Origin of the sequence: Streptomyces sp. NPDC016640, from assembly GCF_043076215.1 — a bacterium.
Lineage (GTDB): Bacteria > Actinomycetota > Actinomycetes > Streptomycetales > Streptomycetaceae > Streptomyces.
Genome location: NZ_JBIBRG010000021.1, coordinates 46,827 through 73,434 on the forward strand (window position 1 = coordinate 46,827; position 26,608 = coordinate 73,434).

The window sequence follows — 26,608 nt, forward strand, 5'->3', positions numbered from 1 at the left end:
CGCCAAGCCGCGATCCGCCACCAACCGCTCGCACTTCGGTTACCACTTCGCCACCGTGGTCCTGGCCAGCGAGGACGGCAGTCACCAGATCTCCCTGGAGAACCACGCGCGGGCCTCGCAGCGCAACGCCCGGCACCGCGCGGAGGTGACGGCGAACCTGAGGGTGCACAACCTGACCCGGCTGCGGGAGGCCGCGGCGCGCCTGCGCGGGGAGATCGAGCGACGGCAGGAGGCCGGCGACGACCAGCACCTCACCGAGCTGCGCGGCCATCTCGAACTGACGCTGGCCCTGATACGGGCGAAGCAGGCCCAGGCGGAGAGGCGCGAGACGCCCGCCGGCTCCCCGGAGCGCGCCGCCGCCGAGCGGGCACTGGAGGGCGCCACCCGCACCGCCGCGCAGCGCATCGGACAGCTCGAAAAGGTCATCCCGGGCAAGCACCAGTGGTACATGCGGATGTACTCCCGGCGGCCGGGCGAGTCGGCCCACGACACCAACGCGGAACTGCTGGAGGACAAGCCCTCCGCCGAGGCGAACCCGCTCACCGCCGTCGTGCTCCGCGGCCAGCAGGCACTGCCGGTGACCGTCTCCTTCGAGAAGGGCGCCCAGCAGACGCCCGACGGCGCGAAGCACCCCCTCAGGTACCTGGCCGGGATCGTGGCGAGGACGGCGCTGTGGAACACCGCCAACGGACTGCCGCTCCCGGACGTCAAGGTCACCGGCCTGCGCAGCGGGCTCCTGACCGGCCGGGACATCGCGAAGGCGCGCGCCGAGGCGGTCGCGGCCTCGTTCCGGCAGGAGCTGGCCGAGGCGCTCGGGGCGCTCCAGGACGGCACCCCGCGACCGCACCTCACCGCCGACCGGTTCACGGTCGAGCCCGTCTCGGCCCGTGGCCGCCAGTCCACCACCGGCGAGCAGGGCACCGGCACCGTGGGCATCACGGTCGACGACCACCGGGGCGGCCCCCGGCAGGTCGCCACCCGCGGCCTGCGCGGCGCCCGGGGAGGCCTGCCGGGCGGCTCGCCCGACGACGGTCTCGACCCGGTCGCGGAGCAGTGGCCGATCGGCCGCCCGGTCACCGTCATGCGGCCCCGTTACGGCGGCGTCGACCCGGCCTCCGCCGTGCCCGTCGCCGGCGTTCCGGTGACCGGCGCGTCCCCCGGCGTACCGGCGCCCGGCGAACCCGCGATCGACGCGCCCGCGGCCGCCGGGTCCACGGACACCGGTACGGCGGACACCTCCGCCGACAAGGGCAAGGCGCCGGACACCGGCATCGTGGACGGCACGCAGGGCACCGCGGAGCCGCGGCCGAACCAGTGGTTCACCTACACGCGTGCCGCCGAGTCCCGCTCCGAACCCTTCACCTACGAGGTCGCCGACACCGGGCACATCCGGCTCCCCGGCGGGGAGGAGATCCCGCCGACCGGGTGGACGAGCTTCGGCCACGACTTCGTCCACGAGACGGCGGGCGTGATCCTGCGCGGAGACAGCGGCTGGATCGGCCGCGTCGCCAACATGGACACCCTCGCCCTCGTCATGGCGGACCTCGACCACGACGTGACGCCGCACCGGATCGTGGCGGACTCCTCGGACCTGTACGTCGTGCCGGAGGACGACGGCGACACGGCCCTGCGCCTCCCGCTGCGGGAGGCCGCCGACGCCGCCGCGCCCGGTGACACGCCCCCCACCGCGCCACCGCCCCGCGCCCGCCTCGACGACCGGCCGCGGTTCGTCGTGCGGTCGGCCTTCGACGTACGGCGCTTCACGTACGACGGCGAGAACGTCACCGACCTGACCGTACGGGTCGCCCTCAGGCAGGGGACGGACGGGCGGGCCGACACCGGTGCCGTCATGGCGCGGGTGCTCCGGGGCGTGGAGGAGTTCTACAACCGGCCGGGGCACAAGCTGCCCGGCGGCGACCGGCTGCACGTCACCGTCGAGCCGGTCCGGCCGGACGAGAACCCGCACCTGACGGTCGACCTCGTCGACCGGAACCGGCCGATGAACCAGCGGGCCTGGTGGGCCGACGCCGACCCGGTGGAGTTCGCGCACGAGCTGGCGCACCAGCTGTTCCTGCGGGACGAGACGCGCGACGCGAGCAACCCCGGCCGGCTCCACGCGCCGGGCAGCCTGCTCGGCCCGTTCCGCGAGGAGGCCCCCGACGGCCTCGCGCGCAGCGGTCTGCGCCCGCGCCACCTCCAGCTGTGGGCCGCGGTCGCCGGTGACGTCGAGCTGCACACCCCGCCGGAGGGCACGAGCTGGGCCGACGCGCGCGAGAACGCCCCGGCGGAACTCCGCGAGCCCGCCTGGGTCGACCCGGTGTCGCTGCCCACGGCCGGCCCGGACACCGGCCCGGACGGCGCGGTGCCGCCGCCGCTGCCGCCGGAACGCGGTCTGTCCCCGCTGGCGGAGGCGTCCGACGAGTCGGACCCCGAGCCGGACTCCGACGACGAGGACGAGCCCCCGGTCTGGGCCGACCCGGGCTGGCTGGACCTGCTGTTCGGCCCGCACCGGGCGACCGTCCCGCGCGACCGGCTCCGGGAGACCTCCGAGGCCGTGTACGACCTCGTCGTGGAGCAGACAGGCGGCCGGGAGACGCAGCAGGCGCTGCGCAGCGGACTGGTCCGCCTCGCCCGGCAGGTCCTGCACATGGGCAGCGCGGCCAGGCCGGGCGCCGGGGACTTCCACCTGCTCGGCTCGCTGGCGCTCGACGGCTCCTCGGACGACCTCGCGACCGCCGACGCCCTCGCCCTGTACTTCGTCGAGCGGCAGATCGAGACCGGGCGTGGCGCCCTCGACGAGGGCACCCTGCTGCGCGACGACGACGGCAACCCCGTCGGACGCGACTACACCGGGCCGGGGCAGAGCGTCCCCGAGCTGGCGTCGTACGCCGTGCGGGGCGGCCGGGGCCGGGTCGTCCCGCAGCCCGCGCCGTGGCGGAACCCGTACCTGGTCGCCGCCCGCCCGGCCGGCCGCGCCGTCGAGATCGCCATGCCCGGGCGCACCTTCCTGGTGGACAGTCCCGAAGAGCTCGCCATGCTCATCTCGTACGACGCCCGGCGGCCCCGCGGCGCGGAGATCGTCCTTGCGCTGCCGCCGGCGTACGCCGCGACCGTGGCGTCCCTCGTCGCCGGGACGACGGGCCGCCGCGTCTGGTACCCCGAGGCGCCGGCCGGCGTGGCCACGCACCCCACGGCCGGGACCCGCCACCTCATGCTCGACCTGAGCGCCGGTGACACGGGCGCGCGCTGGGCCTCGGCCGAACCGCCCGCGGACGGCGGCCTGCCCGGGGCCCGTGACCTCGGCGGCGAGAGCGAGCCCGGCACGGACGACGACGGGTCCACCAGCGACGGGGACGCGGAGTTCGACCGCATGGTCGAACAGGTCGAGCGGGAACGGCGGATCGAGGAGCGCAGGGCCCGGCCGCTGACGACCCGCGACTACGGCGTCATCGACCGGCGCGGCACCGGGGTCCTGTTCACCCCGCCGCTCCCGGTGGCCGCAGGGGACGTCCGGGCCGACGACGGCACCGGCACGGACACGCCCGCGCTGGTCATGCCGCGTCAGGACCACGGCACCGTCCTGATGGCCGACCGGCCGCCGCTGCACATCTCCGAGGACCGCACCCTGGCGACGTTCGCGCCCGGGGACGGCGGCACCGGCCGCAGCCGGCAGGTGTACGCCACCCGCGCGGCGATCGAACGTTCCTCGGCGGCGCTGACGGCGGCCGGGGCCGGGGTGCGGCTGAAGGCCGACGAGTCGGTGGGCGTGCTGCTGCCGAAGGACGACGGCTCCTACGGCGAACCCCTCTTCCGGGTGGAGCCGGAGTTCCTGACGGAGTCCGGCACGTCGGAGCACGCCTTCACCCGGGACTTCGCCCAGATGGTGGCCGGCGCGCCGGCCGCGCCCCTGTCGCACATCGCCTTCCGCGACCCGTCCGGCGCGGTCACCACCGCCCCGGTGAACGGCCTGCACGGCCGGGAGGTCACCGGCACCCACCACCTGGCGCAGGCGCTGACGGAGGTCGCCGGGGGCGCACGGCCCGCCGACGGCGTCACGCCGCGCTGGGCCGCGCGCCAGACGGGCCGGGACAACCGCTTCACCGGCGGCGTGGTGGGCGCGCCCACCCCCGGCGAGCGCTACGGCAGCGCCCTGAGCCACGAGCCGCAGGACAACCCGCTGCGCATCCCGCTGGCCGCCGCCGCGCGGCGCGTCGGCGTCAACGAGTACGCGTGGGCGGGAGTCGGCGAGGGCTATCTGATCCAGTCGGTCAGCACCACGAACGACAGCGGCGCGCAGTTGTTCACGCACAACCACGCCAAGCCCGGCGACCCGGTGGGCCCGCACGCCCCCTACCACTTCGCGCAGGTGGTGCTGGCCAGCGAGGACGGCACCCACCAGATCACGCTGGAGAACGAGAACCACTCGCGCGGCGGGATCCCGGCCGGACTCCTCGACGACGTCATCGACGAGAACCTCGACCGCTACGGCGAGGACGAACTCCACCGGCTGGCACGCACGGCCGAGCAGCGCGCCGCCGGGGCCCGGCGCGACGGCGCCGACGAGACGACGGCCGAACGCCTGGAGGGCTTCGCGCGGGTCGCCAGGGCACTGGGCGAGGTGCACTCGGCCGAGCAACTGCCGTGGTACTTCGACGAGGACCGTCCCGAGCACGCGCTGGCGGTCCGCGAGGCGGCCGGGGCCCGCGCCCGCGCCCGGGAGGCGATCCGGGCCGCCGCGCCGGTGATCGAGCCCAAGGACCAGTGGTACTTCCGCGCCTACAGCAAGCGGCCGGGCGAGTCGGCGCACGAGGTCAACGCCGCGCTGCTGTCGGACGGTCCACCGGCGGTCGCCAACCCGCTGACGACGGTCGTGCTGCACGGCCACGCGCCACGCGGGTACCAGCGGGCGGTCCGGTTCGAGGAGCAGGAGCACGCGCTCTCCGACGCGGACGCCGGCACGATCGACGGCCTGGCCACGACGCTCGCCCGCGTCGGCCTGTGGAACCGCGCGCACGGCCTGCCGATGCCGACGGTCACCGTCACCGGATACGGCAACCGTTCGCGGAGCAGCGGGCAGCGGCGGGCCGACGCCGTCGCCAAGGCGCTCGGGGCGAGGCTGGGTCAGGTGCTGCGGACGTTCCAGGGCGGCGCGAGCGGCGCGCGGCCCGTCACCGTGCGGGACTTCGCCCTGACCGTGGACGCCAAACGGGCGCGCGCCGCCACCGACCCGGCGCAGGGGCGGGTCGTGACGGTCGACATCGACGACCGCCGGCAGGTCCCGCCGGCGCCGGCGGGGCAGGCGGGTCCGGGAGCGTCGGGCCGTACGACGCCCGCCGGCGTACCCGTCCGGTCCGACGAGCCCACGCGGCCGGTGAGCACCGTGCCCGCGCCGACCACCCAACCGGCGACGACCACGGAGTCCGCGACCACCACCGACCCCGCGACGGCCACCGCCCCGGCGTCCACGCGACCCGCGACCACCGAGCCCGCGACCGCCGGGTCCGACCCGGCCGGGTCCGTGGCCGGTGGCGGGCGTGCCCGGTCCCGTCCGCCGGGCCGCTCCGCGCAGCCGAGCCCGGAGCGCCGGAACAGCGACGCCCCGCCGTGGGTCCACGCGCGCATCCGCTACGCCGAGGAGGCCGCCGCCTTCGACAAGCGGCTCGGCGAGTACCTGGCCGAGCACGAGGCGGTGGTCGCCGAGTACCGGAAGATGGCGAACGCCGCCTGGACGACGGCCCGCAGGGACCATCCGCGCAACCTCGCGGTGTTCGGCGACACCAGCAGGTACAAGGCGGGCGTCGTCGGCACGTCCCGCCCGGCGCTGCAGCAGGTGCTGCGCAGCGGCAACCTGCGGGAACTGGTGGCACTCCTGTACGAGGGCATCTCCAAGGACTTCGTGCCGTCCATGCTCGGCGGCCCCGAGGAGCAGCACCCGGAGATCGCGGCGGAGCGGCCGAGCCGGCGGCAGCGCGACACCTACACCGAGTTCACCCGGCGCTTCGGAGAGATCCAGGCCTCGGACATGTCCGCCGAGGAGAAGGCGGCGGCGGTCGGGGAACTGGAGCGGTCGGTGACGATCCGGACGCGTCCACAGGACGCGCGTCCGCCGCTGAGCGAGGCGGAGCGCCGGATCGCGGTCAACGACTCCGGGCTGACCTGGATGCCGGCGAAGTCGGTGCACGACATCGCGATGGGCGCCGACTTCCAGGGCCGTTCGGAGGACACGGGCGGTCTGGTGGCGACCGGCACCGCCGGATCCACGTACCGCTTCCTGGTGCACGCCGCCCGGATGCGGGACCAGTGGGGCGTCGACCTCGACCTCGGCCTGATCCGGGCCGGGATGCTGGCGGTGTCGCTGACGGTGGACCACCACACCTTCCACGAGGTGATGCGGGGCGCCCAGCTCGCGCTGAACGACGTGCCCGGCCACGACCCACGGCTGGACTACACGGACAACTGGGGCCGGTACTGGAACGTCCACCCGTTCAGTGAGCGGGAGTTGCGCGAGAACGTCGCCCGCGACGGCCTCTTCCCCGACGAGCACGCCCAGCGCCTGCTCGACGGACTCGAGGGCCGGCCGGCGACGGTCACCGGCACCCGTGAGGGCGGCGCGGCACCCCGTGGCCGTGACGGCACCCGCTCCGTGCTCCCGCACCGCCCCGGACCGTCCGGCCGGACCGTCCACACCCGGCCCGTCGCCGCCGAGCCGAACCACCCGGTGCCGCAGCTGCCGGGCCCTCCGGTGCCGCAGGCGCCGAACCCGTCCGGCACCCCCACCGGACAGAACCCGGGCGGCACCGGGCCCGTGACCGTGCTGCCCGACGAGGCGGAGCGGCACCGCGAGGCGGTCCTCGACGCGCTGTACGGCCTGGGCGCCCTCAACGGCGTCGACCGCGAGCGGGCCGACCGCGCGCTGGAACGGCTGGACCGGCTCCGGGACGCCGACCCCGGCCTGCGCGGCGGCTTCCTCGACCTGGACGCCGTGGTCCGCCGGGTGCTGCTGCTCGACCCGTCCGACACGGTGAACGGCGCCGCGCGCGGCGCCCTGGTCCGGCTGGCGACCGCACCCTTCACGGCCGGCGCCGGCACCCTGGCCGCGCTGTCCGCCCACTACCTCGCCCAACGCGGCGCCTTCCACCCCGACTTCCGGCTCACCGACGGCCAGGGCCGCCCGAGCGGCTGGAACTGGCTCGGCCGCCCCCTGCCGGCCGACTTCGACACGGGCAGCACCGGCCGCATCTCCCGCGCCGCCGACGGCACCACCGGCCACAACGGGCCCGAGCCCGCGCCCTGGCGGCCCACGTCCGGCGACCCCGACCCGTACCTCGTGCTGCTCTCCGCCCGGCCGGACGCGGTCGTGGTGCGCGGGCTCGGCGGCTTCGCGCGCCCCGTGCCGCCCGAGGTCTTCCACGAGCTGATGGCCCTCGACCGCGACCTGGCGGGCCACCCCGCCCGGCCGCCGGTGCTCCTCCACGCCGAACGGTCCGCCGCCGAGTCCCTCGACCTGCCGCGCGGGCTCGCCGACCGGCTCGGCCGCGACGTGTGGGCCACCACCGGCCGGGCCGGCATCGGCCGCCTGCCGAACGTGCCGGACCGCTCGATGGTCCTGCTGCTGGACGAGGTGAAGCGGGCGCCCCGCGGCCAGTGGTTCCGCAACACCCCGGCCCCCGCCGGTACGCTGCCCGCCACCGAGCCGGACGACCGGGTGACCGCCCTCTCCGTGGCCACCCGGGACCACCGGTCCATGGGCTACATCTCGATGGACCTCTCCGAGGCGCCGGGCGGCGGCTGGTCGCGGACGCTCGCGCACAGCCGGCTCGGCACGGTCACGGCCTACACCCACCTGCGCAACGCCTACGGCCCCGGCGGCACCCCCCTGCCCCTGCCGTGGACCGAGCTCAACCTGCCGGCACCGTACTTCGCCAACAACCACGGCACGCCGGGCACCGTCGTGTGGCACACCCCGCAGGGCCGGCGGGACGACGACGGGCCGCGGTTCGCCCGCACGCTCGCCCGCCGCCGCAGCCTTGCCTCGCTCGCCCCGGAGCACCCCGTGGTGCTGCTCATCTGCTACGCGGCGACGCCCGCCGGCATCGGCGAGGTGCCCGGGCACCACGTCGAGGGCCCGCTGCCGTTCGTGCCCGACCCGCTCGGGACCGTCGCGGTCGGTCAGGACACGGCCAACGAGACGGGCCGCACGGTGTTCGCCACGCACTCCATGAACTCCACCGGCGAGACCCGGCCCGGTGACCCCACCACGTACATCGGCGTCTTCACCGACGCGCGCGGCCGCACCCGCCAGTGGGTGATGTTCCGTCCGGAGCCGGCCGGGGACGCGCTGGACCGCCGGGCCCGCGACGCCGGGCTGCACCAGGGCCCCGGCCCGGTCCCGGAGGCGGCCCGCGAGCGCACCCTCAGGCTGGTGCGCGCGCTGCGGCAGGTCTTCGGCCCCACGGTCGACGAGACCGCCGAATACCCGGACCTGCTGCGCGGCATGGGCGCGCTCGACCTGATGCGCGAGGCCGACCCGCGGCTGGACCGCGACGGCGCCCGCCGGTTCACCCTCGACCTGTACGAGCAGGTCCTCACCGGCTACCACGCGGGCGCTCACCCGGCCGGTCGGGTCCCGCAGTTCACCCCGGACCACCACCGCGCCCTGCTGACGGAGGCGGCACGGCGGTGGGACGGCGGCGCACGCGGCCCCCTGACCGGCTGGATCGGGCTGCCGGGTCTGGTCCACATGCTGGAGGGCCTCGCCGCGTCCCCGCGCCGCGAGTCCGTCGCCCGGCAGGTCCTGGAACTCGACGCGAACGACCCGCTCGGCGAGGCCGAGTGGTCGCGGCTGCTGTGGGCGTCGTACAAGGTCGCCGCGGCGACCGGAGCCCACCCGGACCGGGGCGCGTTCGCCGCCGCGGTGCTGCACCTGCCCGCCCCCGACCCGGCGCGGTACGGCGAGGCGGTCCTCGTGGCGCGGCGGGCGGCGGCCGCGGGCCGCGACCCGTGGCAGCTCCACGAGGTGGCCGCCCACCATCTGGAACAGCAGGGCGCGCTCGGGTCCGGCCCGCTCCTGACGGACGACCAGGGCACCGCCTGGGGCCGGGCGCTGGACCGCGCCAACCGGCCGTCCGGCACGTTCGACCCCTCCGTGGTCACCCTGCTGGGGTACGCGCCCGACGGCACGCTCGTGCCGGTCGGCACCGAGCCCGCGCCGTGGGCGGCCGACCCGCACCGTCCGGCGCCGTTCGTGTACGTCGCCGACGGTGATGCCGACGGGCTGCGGGTGCCGGGTCCTGTGCCGGCCCGGGAGTTCGGCGAACTGGTCCTGCGCGACCCTCAGTTGCTGGACATGGACGGGTACGCCGAGGTCGTCGCGGTGGTGCCGCACGCCAGGCCGTCCGGCGCCCGGCCGGCCCAGGGCAGCATCCCGGGCGAGGGCGCCCGCAACTCGGCCCGCAACTGGTGGAGCACCGACAGCGCCGCCACGCTGCACCACGACCCGGCGACCGGGACGTACACCGTCGCGCTGCCGCCCGGCCCCGACGGCCGGCCCGCCGCGCCCGGCACCTGGGGCCGGACCACGCCCGCCGAGGGCGACCCCGCCGGCACGGGCACGGTGACCGACGGGACGGCGCCGGGTACGGCCGTGGCGGAGCCCAACACCGCCGCGCCCGCGCTCCCTTCCACCGGTACCGGAGCCGACGGCACCGGCGGCGCAGCCGGCCTCGCCGGCGCGTGGGAGGCGCACGCGTCGGCGCTGGCCGGTCTCCGCGAGGCCGCCGCCGAAGCCGCGACGACGGAGCGGGCCGGCGGCGGCGAAACGGCGGTGGCGGACGCCTGGGCCGCGGTCGACGACGCGCGCCGCGCCCTGGAGGACGCCGAGGCACGCCTGTGGACCCTGGGCGTCACGCCGGGCGAGCTGGGTGCGGCGCGGGGCACCGGCGAGGCGGCCGGGACCGGAAGCGGCGTCGGCCCGGACCCCGGTGACGCGGTCCCGGCCGTCCCGGCGGACGCCGACGGACGCCGCTGGATCGCGGCGCGGATCACCGAGGACGACCTGCCGTCCGCCCCGCCCGCCCCCTCCCCGGACGAGACCGTCGGCACGGACGAGCTGGCCGCCGCGGGCGTCACGCTCTCCCCGGGCCAGCAGATCGAGCTGATGCTGCGCGGCGACGACCGGCTGCCCGCGGCCACGCTGGAGGCCCTGGACCTGGCCCGGGTGCGGGCAGCGCGACCCGGCGCCTGGACGGACGCGCAGGCCACGGCGGCCGCGAACGCGTCGCGCCGGCTGTGGGCGCGGGCGTACGCCGGCTTCGCGGACGCGGTGCCCGGGGGCACGGACGCGGCGGACGCCACCCGTGCCTGGTCCGCCGCCGTCTCCCTGGTCCTGCCGGCGGAGCCGCACCCGGTCCTGGCCGACTTCCGGTACGCGGGCGACGGCTTCCGCGACGCGGTGCGCCGGGTCGCCGGACACCTGCTGGGCGAGGGGACCGGCACCGGGGCCGTACCGGCGTCCGCCGCGGAACTGGCCGACACCCTCCGCACCGGCCTGGGCCTGCACCCGCGCTGGACCACGCCCGCCACGGACGGTGCGGCCCCCGGCAGCGAGGCCCCGGCCACCGACCCCACGGAAGTCACCGACCCCACGACCGCGGCCACCCCGGACGTCACGGCGCCCGCCGGAACGGGCTCGCGGACGGCAGCCCCGGCGCCGCTGCCGCAGTCCGGTACGACCGGCCCGGAGACGCCGCCGACCCCCCTGCCGCAGTCCGGAACCGGCGCCGACCTGCCCGACATCGACATGACGAACGCCGACGGCACCGACCTGTCGATCCTCGACGACCTCGGCCTGCCGGCCCTCGACACCATCGACCTCGACGCCTTCGCCTTCGACGCCTTCGACGCCTTCGACTTCGATTTCGGCCTCGACACCTCCGGACCGGGCGCCCCCGGGCAGGACATGACCGACGCGGACATGACCGACGCGGACATGACCGACGCGGACCCGACCGCCCTGGAGACGGGCGGCGGGCAGCAGGTGTACGCCGCACCGGTGGCGGCCTCGTCGGGCCGCCCGCTCGCCCCGCTGCCCCGGCTGAGCCTCGTCCGGTTCGACCAGGGGCGGACGACCCCCTCGTCCGACGCGCAGCAGGCCGTCGAGCGGCTGGCGTTCCAGGTGGCCAGGGCCGGTCTGCGCAACCGGCGCACCCGGGTGCCGCTGCCGAAGGTCGACATCGCCGGGTACGGTGCCGACGGCCGTCGGGAAGGCACCGCGCAGGTCCGGGAGCAGGCCGCCCGGCAGCGCGGCGACCAGCGCGCGCGGACCGCGCACGACCTGTTCACGCGGAAGCTGGAGCACGCGCTCACCACCCTCCAGCGGAACCTGCCGCAGGACCGCCCGCGGCTGACCGCGAGGGACTTCAAGGTCACCTCGCGCGGCCGGGCCCGGGTGCCGGGCCAGGGCGCCACGGTGGGCTCCTCCCAGCAGGTGAGCCGCGCGGACCTGGGCCGGCAGGCCACGATCGCCGTCACCTCGACGGGCCACGCGGCCGCGGTGGAGACCCTGGACGCGCTGCGCCGCGCCGACCGGACGCTGCGCACCGGGGCGCTCGACGTGGACGCGGTCGCCCGGCGGGTCCTGCACCTGGAACCGTTCGTGCCCGTCGACCCGGAGATGCGCAAGGACCTGTACGCCATGGTGGAGCGGGCGACCGCGGCCGGGCGGGCGGGCAGCCTGGCGGCGCTCACCGCCTTCCACCTCGACGAGGCGGGCGTGCTCGCGGCGGACCGCGCCCGGCACCTCACCGTCGGCGGGACCCGCGTACCGGGCCTGAACTGGGACGGATCCGACACCGTCGAACTGGACGGCATCTTCGTCGAGCACCTCACGCCCGACCCGTCGGGCGGCTTCGTCCCCTCCGGGACGTCGGACTTCGCCCCGTGGCCGTGGGACGTGACGCCCTACGTCGTGCTGGCCGACGGGCGCCACGACGCGGTGACGGCACGGCTGCCCGACGGCACGACGCGGGACCTGGACGCGGACGAGTTCGCCGAACTGGTCGCGGCCGACCCGGCGTTGCCGAACCTGCCCGCCGGCGCCCCGATCGTGCTGGCCGTGCCGTTCGCCGGCGACCGCTACCTCGACCTGCCGAGGAAGCTCGCGGAGCGCACCGGCCGCACCGTGTGGGTGCACAGCGGCCTGGCCCGCCGCCACCCCGACCCGGCGACCGCGCAGAGCACCATCGCCGTGATCCGGCGGGACGGGCTGCCGCACGGCTCCTGGCTGCCGGTCCGGCCCGGACTGGCGCCCGACGCCGACGACGGCGCTCCCGACTGGCACCGCGACGTGCTGTCCCAGCCCGTCGTCAGCACGCTGACCGGGCAGCAGATCGGCCGCAGTCTGCACGATCCGTCCGAACTGCCGTCGCGCGAGGAACACTTCGCCGCTCTGGACCAGATGACGCAGTTCGTGCACTTCAACCCGGCCACGGGCACGTACTCCGCCAAGCTGCCGCTCACCGACCCCGGCCCGAAGGACAAGGCGTACCACCTCGCGGGCCACGGCCTGCCCGGCGGTCTGACGATGCCGCTGTCCGGCGGCGGGTCGAGGACGGCCGACCGGCACGAGGCGGGGGAGTGGCTGCGCCGGCGCAAGAGCCTGTCCGGCCGGCCCGCGGACCACTGGGTCGACATGGTGGTCTGCTACTCCTCGGCCCCGCAGGACGGCGCGGTGCAGGACCTCTCGCAGGTCGGCCACTCCTTCCCGGTGCCGTTCGCCGCGGATCCGCTGGAGGACGACGCGGTCTCCCTGGGCCAGCACCTGGCGAACACCACCGGCCGCACGGTGCGCGTGTCCTACGCCCTGCAGGGCGCGTTCCGCTACCAGGACGAGCCGGTGCGGGTGCTGTTCACCGACGCGCGCGGACGCCGCTGGTGGTGGGAGACCAGCCGCCCGGAGCCCGGTGAGGCGGAACTGGACCGGCTGGCGACCCTCGCCGGCATCGAGGGCGAGCCGACGCCGCGGACCCGGGCCGAACTGCTGCGCGTGGTGCGGACCCTGCGGCTGGTCCTCGGGCCCGACGTCGAGGACGCCGTCGACTACCCGACCCTCGTCCTCGGCGCCGCCGCCATCGACAACATGTGGCACGTCGATCCGGACCTCGGCCCGACCGGCCCGTTCTCGCCGGACCTGCTGCGCCGGGTCGTCGCGGCGCACCCGCAGGCCGCGTCCGGGGTGGACCGGCAGGCCACCCGCCGGGTGCTGGCCGCGGCGGCGCAGACGTGGTGGTCCGGCGCCAGGCCGGCCGTGAGCCGGTTCGTGCAGCTGCCGGTGCCGCTCTCGGCCGCCCAGTGGCTGCGGGACACGGCCGCGGTGGAGGCGGCGGCCGTCGCCGCGCTGAAGCTCGCCGGTCCCGACGAGGTGGGGCCGGCCGTGCGGGCACGGATGTTCTGGGCGCGGGTCAAGGCGGAGGAGACGCTGCGGGCGGCCGTCCCGGACGCGGACGCGCTCACCACGAAGGTGCTGCACCTCGACCCCGCCGTCGAGGTGGACGACACGCTGCGCGGCGCGGCGCTGGACCTGCTGACCCGCGGGTTCGCCGCGGGCCGGAACATGTCCGACGCGGACGTGGCGGCGGCGTACGACCTGGAGACGCGCGGCGCCTTCGACGGGTCCGAGGCGTCCACGGCCATGGGGTCCGAGCTGGGCGGCGGCCGGGACTGGAAGGACGGCGCGGCCTTCCAGCCGGGGCTGGACAGGTTCCGGGTGGCGGACGCGGTCGTCGACGCGCCGTGGGCCGGACAGGACGCGTCGGGCAAGGACAAGCCCGTCCCGTACCTGGTGCGGGCGTCCGTCGACCTCCAGGACGGCAACCTCCTCCACGTCGCCTTCGGTGGCGCGTCGTACCGGGTGTCGGCCGCCGAGTTCGCCGAACTGCTCGCCGCGGACGTGTCGTTGCGGCGCAAGGACCTGACGACTCCGGTCCTGCTGGAGCTCGACGGGTTCGACGGGCCCGCGCCGGGCGCCGCGGACGTGATCGCCCAGCGTCTGGGCCGCGGCGTGTGGTGGAGCCGGTTCCCGGTGGAGCTCTCCGGCACGGACGACGCGGGCACCCCGGTGCCCACACTGGTCGACTCGCTGACCACCCTGACCAGCCCGACGGCCGCCGACTGGCAGGAGGCCCGGCCCGTCGACCAGGGCGGGACCCAGGAGGGCCACCGCCCGGTCGATCCGCCGCTGCCGGCGGCACCGCGTACCGACACCGATGCCGGCGGGGTGAGCATGGCCGGTGACGGCACGGCGAGCGGTGCCCCCGCGAAGGCGCGTTCCTCGGCCGGGGAGCCCATGGAGGGCGTGGAGACGACCTCGGTGCCGGTGCCCACCGGCCCCGCGTCCACCGCGTCCACCGCCCCGGTGTTCACCAGCCCGGCCGCCCCGCCGTCGGTCCGCCCGCTGCCCGCCCTGCCGCCCCGCGGCCTGGTGGCCTACGGCCCGGGGAAGACGACGCCATCCAGGAGCGGCGAGGAGACGCTGGAGCGGCTGGCGTCACAGGTGGCGGCCGCCGGACTGCGCAACCGGCGGGCGGGCGCCGCGCTGCCGCGCCTGTCGATCACCGGGTACGGCGCCGACGCCCGCCGCGGGGACGGCGCGCAGACCGCCGAGCAGTCCGCTACGGCCAGGCGGCGCGGACAGACCGCGCGCACCCAGTTCCTGCGGATGCTGGACCGCGCGCTGAACGACCTCCAGCGGGACCTCCCCGCCGGTGAACCGCGCCTGACCGCCGCCGACTTCACCGTCGGACTGCGCGCCCTGGCCCGCGTCCCCGCCGACTGGACGGGCACGGGCGCCCTCGACGGTGTGACCCCGTCCGCCCTGGGCCGGCAGGCGCTGATCAGCGTCTCCCTGCCCCCGGACGCCGCCGCCGTGCAGACGCTGGACACCCTGCGCGGCCGCGAACGGGCGCTGCGCGCGACCGCGCTGGACGTGGACGGGCTCGCCCGCCGCGTGCTGCACCTCGGCCCCGGCGCGGCCGTCGGCCAGGACACGCGCGAGGCACTGTTCGGGCTGGTGGACAGGGCGACGGCGGCCGGCGCGGCGACGAGCCTGGCCACGCTGGGCGCGTTCCACCTGGCGGAGCTGGGCGTCCTCGCGCCGGACCGCGCACACCACTTCACCGTCGGGGGCCGCCGCGTCCCGGGCCTCAACTGGAACGGCGACGACGACATCGCCGAGCTGGACGCCACCCGCAGCGACCACCTGGAGGACAACGCCACCGGCGGCTACGACATCCTCGACACCACGCCGACCCCCTGGCCCACGGGCGTGACCCCGTACGTCGTCGCCGCCGACGGACGGCACGACCGGGTCGAGGCACGGCTGCCCGACGGCTCCACGCGGGAGCTGGGCGTCGACGAGTTCGTGGAACTGGTCGCGGCGGACATCGCCCGGGAGGGACTGCCCCAGGGCACCCCGGTCGTACTGGCCGTCCCCTTCGCCGCCGACGGCTACCTCGACCTGCCGCGCAGGCTCGCCGACCGCACCGGCCTGACCGTGTGGGCGCACAGCGGCGAGGCGACCCTCAGCTCGGCCCCCGGCTCGGCGAGCACCGTCGACACCGTCCGGCGCCCCGGCGTCCCCCGGGGCGACTGGATCGCCAGCGCGCCCGGTCTCGGGCCCGACGCCGACGACGACGTACCGGACTGGCACCACGAGGTCGTCACCCGGCCCATCGTCAGCTCGGCGACCGGCAGGCAGATCGGCCGCGCCTCCCACCACGCCGCCGAGTACGCGCGGGACTTCGAGGACGACGACCGCCACCTCGACCGGATGTCGACGTTCGTCCACCTCTACCCGGCCACCGGCCGCATCTCCAAGGAGTACGACCTCCCGCGCCCGGGACCCGAGGACACCGCCTACCGCCTGGACATGCACGGCGAACCCGGCCTGCTCCAGCTGGCCATGCGGGACGGAACCGTGCGGCTGGTCGACGAGCGGGAGGCCGGGCCGTGGCTCAGGCGCCGCAAGAGCCTGGCGAGCCTGCCGAAGGACCACTGGATCGACCTGGTGGTCTGCTGGAGCGGCGCGCCCAGGGACAGCGCCGTGCCGGCCCCGGACACCATGGCCGACGCCTTCCCCGGCCCGTTCGTCCCCGACCCGCTGCGCGACGTCTCCATGGGGCAGCACCTGGCGAACTCCACCGGACGCACCGTGCGCCTGGCCTACAGCGCGCAGGGAACCCGGGGGAGCAACGGCCGGTACACGCGCACCCTGTACGCCGACGCGCAGGGCCGCCACCGGGCCTGGGACCTGTTCCGGCCCGAGCCCGCGGACGCGGAGCTGGACCGTCTCGCGGAGCTGGCGGGGATCTCGCCCGGCGACGGACAGGTGTCGGACGAGATGCGCACCGGGACGCTGCGCCTGGTGCGGGCGCTGCGGCTGACGTTCGGGCACGACGTGGACGACGCCCCCGACTTCACGGACCTGCTGCGCGGCGCCGCGGCGGTCGACCACATGTGGCGCGCCGACTCCGACTTCGACGACGCCGGCCCGTTCACCCTCGACCTGCTGCGCCGCGTGGTCGCCGCGCACCCGGAGGCCGCGTCCGGAGTGAACCAGGACGTCACCCGCCGGGTGCTGGCCGCGGCCGCCGAGCAGTGGGCGATGTGGCCGGGCGACCCGCTGGCCGGCTTCGTGGACCTGCCGGCGGTGGAGGCGGCCGCCCGGTGGATGCGCGACGGCGACGCCGACGACGAGGCCGCCACCGCCCTGGACACCGAGACCGACGCGGTCGGCGAGGCCGAGCGGTCGCGGATGTTCTGGGCGCGGGTCAAGGCCGAGGAGACGCTGACCGCCCCCGGCCTGGACCTGAAGGACTTCATCGGCCAGGTGCTCCACCTGACGCCCGGCGCCCGGCCCGGCGTCGCGGAGCGCGAGGAGGCGCTCGACCTGCTCACCCGCGCCTTCGCGGTGGGCCGCGACGCCTCCGACCCGGACACGGCGGCGGCGTACGAGCTGGAGGAGAGCGGGGCGTACACCGCCACCGGGCTGCGCACGGTCCAGGACGGGGCCCGTGGCGGCGGCCGCGACTTCACCGGCGGACAGCGGCCGCCGAGGGTCGACCTGGCGCAGTTCCGCACGCCCGCGGGGGTGGTGGACGCGCCGTGGAAGCAGGGCCCGGACGCGCCGGTCCCGTACCTGGTGCGGGTCACCCCTGACCGGCAGGACCCGGAGCTCCTGAGGCTGTCCTTCGACGGTGAGTCGTACCTCGCGTCCACCGACGAGTTCCTCGAACTGATGACGCACGACCTGCCGTTGATGCGCAGGGAGCTGACCACGCCCGTCGTCCTGACGTTCGCGGGCCCGTCCGCCGACGCCGGGGACCTCGCGGAGCGGACCGCGCAGTGGCTGGGCCGGACGGTGTGGTGGACCGACTTCCCGGCGGACCTGTCCGGGACCGGCGACTCCGGTGAGCCGGTGCTGACGCTGCACGCCTGGTCCGCGTTCGACGGCGTCCCGGGCGCCGACGCCTGGCACCGGGCGCACCCGGCCCGGTCCGCCTCACCGGAGGACGCGCCGCGCACCCTCCCGGCACCGGTGCCCCGCTCCACCGGCCGCGCCATCGCACCCCCGGCCGCCCCCACCGGGCCGGGCCGCACCCTGCCGACCGACGCGGACTGGGCCTTCACCACGGCGCCGGACACGGCGATCCCCGAGACGGCCGCCGCGTCCGACATGGCCGCGTCCGACATGGCTGGGCGCGACATGGCCGCATCCCACATGGCCGTGCGCCACACAGCCGCGCCCGACACAGCCGCCACCGCCCCGGACCCCCTGCTGTCCGCCGCCACGCTGCTGACCGGCGGCGACGGCAGCCCGCGCGGCCGCGACTGGACCGGCACAGGTCCCACCACCCTCGACGCCTCACGGATCCGGCTGTACGAGCAGCGGGACGGAGAGCTGAGCCGGGTCTCCGACGAGGCGGCGCCCTGGGGGGACACCGCCTACGTGGTGGCGGCCGAGGCCGGCTGGGACGAGGCCCTGATCGCCGACGGCCGTGAGCTGGACCCGCGGGCGCTGGCCGGGCTGCTGGCCGCCGACCCCGTCCTCGCGGTGCTGCCGCCCCACGTCCCGGTGGTGCTGGTGAGCCCCTACGCGGGCGCCCGGTACGGACAGCTGGCGCGGGCCGTGGCGGAACGGCTGGGCCGCAGGGTGTGGGCGCCCAGCGGCGACGGACGCCTCCTGGACGACGGGGCCGACGAGGCCGGCGCCTCCGTGCCGGCGCTCGTCGACGCCGACCCGGACGACGCGTACGGCGACTGGGTGCCGTTCGATCCGCCGGCCGACGCGGCCGCCCCGGCCGTGGACCGCGAGTGGGTCACCGTGGACGGCGTGCGGTTCCGCGACAGCGACGTGGACACCCGCCCGCTGGTCGGCGCGGACCACCGCTTCGAGGGCCGCGAGTCGATGCCGGACGACGGCCGCAGGCGGCTGCGCGAACGACGGCTGCGGCAGTACCGCGGCATGCGGGAACGCGCCCATGTGCTGCGCCTCGGCGACGAGTTCCACGTCGTCGGCACGGAGGAGACCACCCCGGACCCCGAGGCGTCCGTCTACACCTTCCACGCGCACGGCGTGCCCGGTGGCCTGAAGCTCGCGCACAAGGACGGCCGGGTGCTGCTGCTGGGCGCCGAGGCCGGCGGACGCTACATCGGCGGGCTGCCCGAGGTGGTCCAGCGGGCCGCCGGCGACGACCTGCACGTCGCGGCCTGCTACGGCGGCGTGGCGGGCGACCCGCGGCGCGAGCAGTCCCTGATCCGGCCCGCGCCGCCCGTCGAGGACCCCCTGGAGGAGGTCCCGCTCGCGCAGCACGCCGCCAACCACAGCGGACGCACCACCACCGCCGCCACCGGCAGGACCGGCTACAACGACACCGTGCGCCTGCTGGCGGCGACACCCGACGGCACCCTCGCCCGCATGGAGACCTTCCTGCCCGAACCGGTCGGCCGGATCGAGGAACTGACCGAGGCGGCCGGTCTGCGCCCCCTCCCCCGCCCCTCGGGCGTCGCCGCCTGGGACGACGCCGGCCCGCGCGCCCTGCGCCTGGTCCGGGCGCTGAAGCTGGTCTTCGGCAACGAGGTGGAGGCCGACCGCGCTGTGCCCGGCGGCCGGTACGCACGTCTGCTGCGCGGCATCGGCGCGCTGGAGAACCTGCGGGCGAACGACCCGGCCCTGAGCACGCTCACACCGCTGCGCATGGACCTGTGGGAATCCCTCGCCGTCGCCCCACCCGGCGGATCAGCCCCGGGACCGGCCGACTTCGAGGCCGTCCTCGACCGCGCCCTCGCCGCGCCGCCCGACGCCGCGCTCACCGCCGTATGGGACGCGCCCGCGCTGCGGTCCGCGCTGGACAGGATCGCGGCGGACGGCGACGCCGCCGTCCGGGCGGTGCTGCGGACGCCGCCCACCGAACCGGTCCCGCCGCGCGCCCACGCCCGCGCGCTGTGGGCGATGACCGGGGCGTCCCGCCTGCTGGACACCAAGTCCCCGGACGAGCGCGAGCGGTGGGGCCGCGCGGCGCTGCACCTGCCCGCCGGCACCCCGTGGGACGCGGCGGCGGACACCCGGCTGCGGGAACTCACCGAACAGGCCCTCGCCGCCGGCCGGGACGCGACCCGCACCGGCGAACTGGCCGTCTTCCACCTGGAGACGCTGGGCGCCTTCGCCGACGAGGCCCGCATCCGCACACCCGACGGAACCCTCCAGGGCCGCGACTGGGGCCCCGCCCCGCTCCCCGGCGGACTGGACCCCGCCCGCCTGCGGACGACCACGACCGGCCCCGACGGCACCGCCACCACCACGACCCGGTTCGCGCCGTGGACCCGGCAGGGCGCCCCCGCGCCGTACTTCGCGCACGCGGAGACGGACCCCGACGGCACGGCCGTGCTGCGGCTGCCGGGCGGCACCGTGCGGGTCACCGAGGACGAGTTCTTCGCCCTGCTGGAAGCCGACCCCGAGCTGCCGCTGACGGACCACCGCCGGCCGCTCGTCCTGCTGGCGTCCGGCGACGGCGCCGGCCGGTGGAGCGCCCAGCAGGACTTCTCCCTGCGCAACGACCGGACCGTATGGACGTACGACGGCCCGCTCACGGCGTCCGAGGGCGACCCGACGCGGCCGGGCCTCGTGACGGCCCTGCCCGCGAGCACGCCGGCCGGGCCCCGGTCCGGCACCTGGCACCGGGCCCGCCCGGCCCTGCCGCCCGCCGACCCGACCGAACCGCGGGACGACGCCGAATGGCAGGCGACCACCGGCACACCGGCCGCCGCAGTGGCCCTGCCCTACTCGGCCGACGGGCAGTTCGACCGCCGGTTCGCGGACACGCTGAGTGACTTCCCGGTCGTCGCCGCCGGCGACCGGCACACGGTGTGGGGCTTCGGCCAGGACGATGCGGCCTTCCACGTGTTCGCGGCCGAGATCCCCTCGCTCGGACTGCGCGGCGAGTACACCGCCGACGGCCCCTCCGCCGGCGGCGTCACGGACATGGACGGACGGCTGTACTCCGAGGGCCCGTCCTGGGACTGGTACCTGCCCGGCCGCGGACTCGTCGCGTCGTCCCGCCTGGCGACGCGTCCGCAGGACCCGTCCGACCCGGACTCCCCGCCCGTACCGGTCACCTGGCCCGCCACCGGACCGGTCAGCGCGACACCGCCGGTCGACCCGGCCACCGTCGCCGCGGACCCGGCCGCACTGGCCGGCGCCACGCTCCCCGACGCGCTGTGGCGCGACCACGACGGCCCGCTGTACCGCTTCAGCCCCGACGGGCCCGAACGGGTCTTCCGCGAGGGGCTCAAGCCGTACGGCCCCGAGATGGTGCACCTCATCGACCATGTCTACGGCGGCAGTTCGCTGGTCCCGGACACGGTCTTCGCGAGCACGACCGCGAACGCCGACTACGTCCGCGACAGCGCCCGCGCCAACCCGCTCGGCGCCCCCGCCCTGTTCCGCCGCTACCGCTGGCGCTACGACATCCAGGCCCCCGGCGGCATCGACGTGAACGCCACGCTGGGCCTGGCCTCGCCCTTCCCGGACCAGGAGGAGGTGCTGTTCCCGGGCGGCATCGACCGGCGGTTCATCCGCGGTGTGCAGCCGATGGCCGGTGGCACGCCGGTCGGACCGTACGTCACCAACCCGTTCTTCGCCCCCGCCGCGACGGCCGTGACGGACGCGGACTTCGCGGGCCCGTCGGAGCGGACCGCCCGCCCGGTCCTGGAATCCTTCCCGGCCCTGTCGCTGGACGACGACTCGGGCCCGGACGACGACCCGCGCCCGCTGCTCTCCCGGGACGACGACTCCGACGACGATCCTCGCCCGCTCCTGTCGCGCGACGACGACTCCGACCCGGACGACGACCCGCGCCCCCTGCTCTCCCGGGACGGCTCCGACTCCGGATCCGACGACGGGCCCACGCCCGTGCCGTCGCCCGCGCGGCGCCGGGAGCCGTCCACGGACCGGGACGACACCCCGGTGCCGGAGGACCACCGGCACCGGACCGGGCCCGCCGGGCGGACCGGTGACCTCCCCGCACCCCCCTGGGTGTTGGCCCGCATCCGCTACGCGCAGGAGGCCCTGCTCTTCGAGCAGCGGCTGGCCGACCACCTCGGCGAGCACGAGCAGGTGAACGCCGAGTTCGGCAAGGTCGTACGGGCGTTCTGGGCGATCGCGCTGCACAACCGCACGGACTACCGGCTGTTCGGCAGCAACAGCGGTCTGGGCGGCGGCGCCGTCGGCACCTCGTTCGAGGAACTGGCCCGGGTGGTGGAGTCCGGAAACCTGCGCGAGCGGGTGAACTTCCTGTTCAACGGCGTGGCCAGGGACCTCGTCCCGTACCTCATGGGCGGTGTCGAACCCCAGCACCCGGTGATCGGCATCGAGCGCCGCGACCGGCACCGCACCGAGCAGATGAGGCGGTACGAGCGCGAGCGCGCCGAGCTCCTCGCGGCGGGACTGGACCCCGAGGACGAGGAAGAGGAGATGGAGGAGCTGGAGGCGCTGGTGCGCACCCCGCTGCGCCCCTGGGAGGTCCGGCCCCCGCTCAGCCCGGCCGAACGGCGCCTCGCGGTCCGGGACGGCGTGCTGCTCTGGTCGCCCGCCGGACAGACCCACACCCTGCCGATGGCCGCCGACTTCCAGGCGCGTTCCGAGGACTCCGGAGGCCTGGTGCTCACCGGCACCTCCGGCAGCGCCTACCGGATCATCACGCACGTGGCGCGGCTGACCCGGCTCGCCGGTGTGCCCGTGGACCTCGGCCTGATCAGGTCCGGACTGGCGAGCGTGCTGGTGGGCGTGGGCCACCACAGCTTCCACGAGGTGATGACCGGCGCCCAGCACGCGCTGGACGAGTTCGACCGCTCGGCGGCTTCCGTCTACGTGAACAACTGGGGTCGTTACTGGGACGTCCACCCGCTCACGGAGGAGGAACTGCGCACCCACGTCGCCCGCGAGGGCCTGTTCCCGGACGAGCACGCCCGGGCCCTGCTGGCCGCGCTGGAGGCCGACCGGGCCGCGGAAGCGGCGGCCGCGGGGGCCGGGGGAGCGGGACGAGCCGGCGGGAGCGCCGGAACGAGTGAAGGGAACGACGCCGATGGCCGCCGATGAGGAGACCCCCGCACGCCCTCCGACGCCCGCACCGCCTCCGACGCCCTCCTCCCGCACGGCGGCCCCCGCGGCCGTCGCCCGCGACCAGCCCGGATTCCCGGTGCCGCCCGCGGACATCACCGCCGCGGCCCGTTCCGCTCCGGACCACTGGCTGTCGGTGACCGACCGGCACTGGCTGGGCGGGACGGACGACGAGGTCCCGCCCCCGTGGGCGGTGCTCGGCCGCTGGCGCAGCGACGCGCACGGCGAGATCGTGGAGTGGGAGACCAACCCGGACTACCGGCCCTCGCCCGCCGCGCTCGGCTGGGCCGCGCCGGTCAGCGACGCCGACGCCGCCGTGCAGCTGGCCGCCACCGGCTACGGTCCGGACGCCGACGTGGCCGAAGCCCTCGCGCAGGACGGCTCCGTGGCCGTGTGCGTGACGGAGGACGGGCAGCCGGCGTGGACCCGGGCACCCGGCGGCGCGTACGCGGTGCCCGTCTTCCCGCCGTCGCCGCGGGCGTCGGCGGACCGGCTGCCCGCGCATGTGATGATGACGCTCCCCGATCTCCTCGACCGGCTGCCGCCCGGCCGGGACGTGCTGTTCCTCAGCGCCTCCGCACCGGCGTCGCTCCTCGTCCCGGCGGACGAACTGCGGGCCCGCGCGCAGGAGACGACGAACGGCCCCGCACCCCGCCCCGACACGTACCACCCCAGCAAGCGAGGACACCATGAGTGAGCCCGGCGCCGACAGCACCGCCGCAGCCCCCCTGGACCCGGCGCCCCCCGAGGAGTTCCTCGAGGCCGCCAGGCTGGCGCCCGACCACTGGCTCTACCTGACCGACCCCGCCTGGCAGGGCGAGGGCCCGCCGCCGGAGTGGGCCGTGGTCGGCCAGTGGCGCTCCGACTCCGAGGGCGAGATCGTCGAGTGGGAGGACAACGAGGAGTACCGGCCCTCACCCGAGGCGATGGGATGGCCCGAGCCCGCCGACGACGTGGACCGCGCCATCCAGCTCGCCACCACCGGCTACGGCCCGGCGGAGGACGTCACCGCCGCCCTGGCCCGGGCCGAGGTCGCGGTGCTGGTCACGGCGGCCGGCGAGCCGGTGAGCGCGTCCGCCCCCGACGGCACGGCGGTGGTCCCCGTCTACACCAGCCCCCGCTACCTCCAGGCCGCCGGCCCGCTGGGCTTCGAACAACTGCCGGTCGCGGACCTGCTCACCCGCATCCCCCCGGACCACAGCCTCTGCCTCAACAGCTCCGGCCCGGTCAGCATGGTGCTGTCCACGGACGGCCTCGCGGACGTACTCCGGGAATCCGCGGCCGAGACCCCGCGGACCGAGGCCACCCGCCTGCCGGGGGACTGAGGCCCCGGCGTCCGTTGCGGACGGCACATGGCCGCAAGGGCAGCGGCGAAACAGTCCACGCCGGACGTCCAGTGGCTGTGACGGGTTCGGTGGGGCAGGGCAGGTGTCGCCCCACCGTGCAATCGGACGACCGAGTCGGCCGCCAGCTCCGTGAACGACGACCGCCCCGGCCCCGGCAGGACGGTGTGGGCCGAGTGCGCGACGGTTCCCCGAACCTGAGAGCCCGGACCCTTCGCACCCGGGCGCACGGCGTTCATCCGGTGGAGACGCAGAACAGAGCCTGTCGGTCCCCTCTGTTAGCTTCATGCGGCTCGTGTGATCAACGGGCATCAGCCACGAACAGGGTGGGACGAGTTGACTCGAAGACGAAGAACCGGTGCCGGGCGTCTCGCGGCGGTGTGCTGCGCCGCGGTGACCATGGTGGCGGGGGCGGGGCTGTCCGGCACGGCGCACGCGGCGGAGAACCTGCCGCCGAAGCAGCCGCTGGTGCAGGACCTGGAGACGGGGTTCAAGCCGTGCGCCACCGGTGACGACAGGCCGTACGTGTCGGCGCCGCCGACGCTGTTCGCCGTCCTGTACGACCCGGAGGAGGACAACCACCCCGTCGAGGCCAACGAGGTCAGGGGCGAGTTCGAGGCGTGGTGGACCGACGCGGCGGGAATCGAGCAGCGTCGCACGTTCACGTCCCACGACATGTCGTCGGGCGCGCCGATGCAGTGGCGGATGCCGGGGGACATCCCGGCGGACACGGTGGTCTCCTGGCACGTCCGGGCGAACGACGGCACGGCGGTCTCCGCCTGGAGCTCCGAAGGCGACGGAACCGTCTGCGAGTTCGTGTACGACGACGTCAGCCCGGAGAAGGCGGTCGTCACCTCCGCCGACTACCCGGAGGAGCAGACCCAGGACGGCGTCGGTGTGTACGGCGGCTTCACCATGGACTCGCCGTCACCGGACGTCGTCGAATACCACTACAACTTCATCGGCGGTCCCTACGGCACCGCCCGGCCCGACGCGACGGGCGGACCCGCCACCATCCGGTTCCTGCCGCTCGGGGACGGCCCGGACTACCTGAGCGTCCGCGCCGTCGACCGCTCGGGGCGCGTCAGCGGTACCACCACGTACCGGTTCTACGTGAAGAGCGGCCGCGGGCCCGTCGGCCACTGGAAGCTCGACGACGCGCCGGGGTCGGCCGAGGCCGCCGCCACCGCTGGTGCCGCCGCCCGCGCCGGCTCGGGCGTGACCTTCGGCGGTCCCGCGCCCAGGGGCGCCGACGTCGCCGCCACCGCCGCGCTCAACGGCGGCAGCCACGGTTTCCTGACCACGGACGCCCCGGCCGTCGACACCGGCGGCACCTTCGCCGTCAGCGCCTGGGTGCGCCCCGCGCAGACCGACCGGACGATGACGGTCGCCAGCCAGGACGCGGGGGAGACGGCCGCCTTCCGGCTCGGACTGACCGACCGGGACTCCGGACCCCTCTGGTCGTTCGCCCTGGGTGACGCCCGGGTGGAGGGCGGTGCTCCCGAGACCGGCGAGTGGGCCCATCTGCTGGGGCTCCACGACGAGGAGACCGGCACGGCGCGGCTGTACGTCAACGGCCGTGCGGTGGGCACCGAAGCCGGGGCCGCACCCGCGGGAGCGAGCGGCGCGTTCCAGATCGGCCGCGCCCGCGGCGGCAGCCACTACGGGACGCGCTGGCACGGCGACCTCGGCGACGTACGGGTCCACGACAGGGTCGTGGTGCCGGACGAGGTCGCCGAGATGGCGTACCGCACGCCGGAGCTGCGCGGCCACTGGTCGCTGGAGACCGCGACGGACGGCGCCAGCCCGGAGCAGACGGACGGAGCACCGCTGCGGCTCGGCGGCGGGGCGACGGTCTACCGGGGCTCCGACAGCTTCTGCATCCCGGATCTCGACCCCGACTGCACCTACGTGCCGCCCGCACTGGTCGGCGACGGCCACCTGCGGCTCGACGGCGAGAGCGGGCACGCCGTCGCCGAGGGCCCGGTGGTGGACACCGGTGACAGCTTCACCCTCGGTGTGGTCGTACGGCTGGCGGACGCCGAACCGGCGCACCCGATGACCGTGCTGTCCCAGGCGGGCGAGCACACCGACGCCTTCAGGCTGCGCTACGAACCGTCACAGCACCTCTGGCAGCTGATCATGCCGCACACGGACGAGGCCGGCGCCGCCGAGACCGTGGTCGCCCAGATCGAGGGGGCGGACGGCGGCGAGGGTCCGGGCCACCGCCTCGCCATCGTCTACGACGACGCCACCGACACGGTCAAGCTCTTCCTGGACGGCTACACCGACGACCGGGCGACCGGGACCGTTCCGAACGGCTGGCGCAGCTCCGGGCCGTTGCAGGTCGGCCGGGCCCAGGTCGGTGACGGCTGGGGCGAGTACCTGCACGGCGACGTGGACGAGGTGCACGCGTACGCCGGCGCGCTGAGGGACGACAGGATCGGCGGCCTGGGCTGGGGGACGAACCCCTGCGTCGAGTGCTAGACCGCACCTGAGCCGACCGGGTTCGAGCCTTCCGCCGGTCGTGGTGACACGGAACACCCCGGCTGAACGTACGATCGTACGCTGCAGGAGTGTACGACCGTACGCTTCG

The 26,608-nt window shown here is 76.2% G+C and carries 4 protein-coding genes (1 of these 4 running past the window's edge); all 4 read left to right on the forward strand.

Annotated elements, in window-relative coordinates:
- On the forward strand, positions 1-22,648 hold the 3' portion of the coding sequence (locus ACF07S_RS31540; RefSeq protein WP_391975734.1) for a lonely Cys domain-containing protein. The gene continues 15,566 nt to the left of window position 1, outside the view; 22,648 of the gene's 38,214 nt are visible here — the last part of the coding sequence; its start codon lies off the left edge, out of view; the stop codon is at positions 22,646-22,648.
- On the forward strand, positions 22,635-23,366 hold the full coding sequence (locus tag ACF07S_RS31545; RefSeq protein WP_391975735.1) for a type VII secretion system-associated protein: 732 nt from the start codon (positions 22,635-22,637) through the stop codon (positions 23,364-23,366). The genes ACF07S_RS31540 and ACF07S_RS31545 overlap by 14 nt, the downstream gene beginning before the upstream one ends.
- Positions 23,359-23,994 (forward strand): type VII secretion system-associated protein, encoded by a 636-nt coding sequence (locus ACF07S_RS31550; protein WP_391966820.1) that lies wholly within the window; start codon positions 23,359-23,361, stop codon positions 23,992-23,994. Before ACF07S_RS31545 ends, ACF07S_RS31550 begins: the two co-directional genes overlap by 8 nt.
- A gap of 417 nt (positions 23,995-24,411) precedes the next feature.
- Positions 24,412-26,499, forward strand: a complete 2,088-nt coding sequence (locus tag ACF07S_RS31555; protein WP_391975744.1) for a LamG-like jellyroll fold domain-containing protein — start codon at positions 24,412-24,414, stop codon at positions 26,497-26,499.
- The last annotated feature ends 109 nt before the right edge of the window (positions 26,500-26,608 follow it).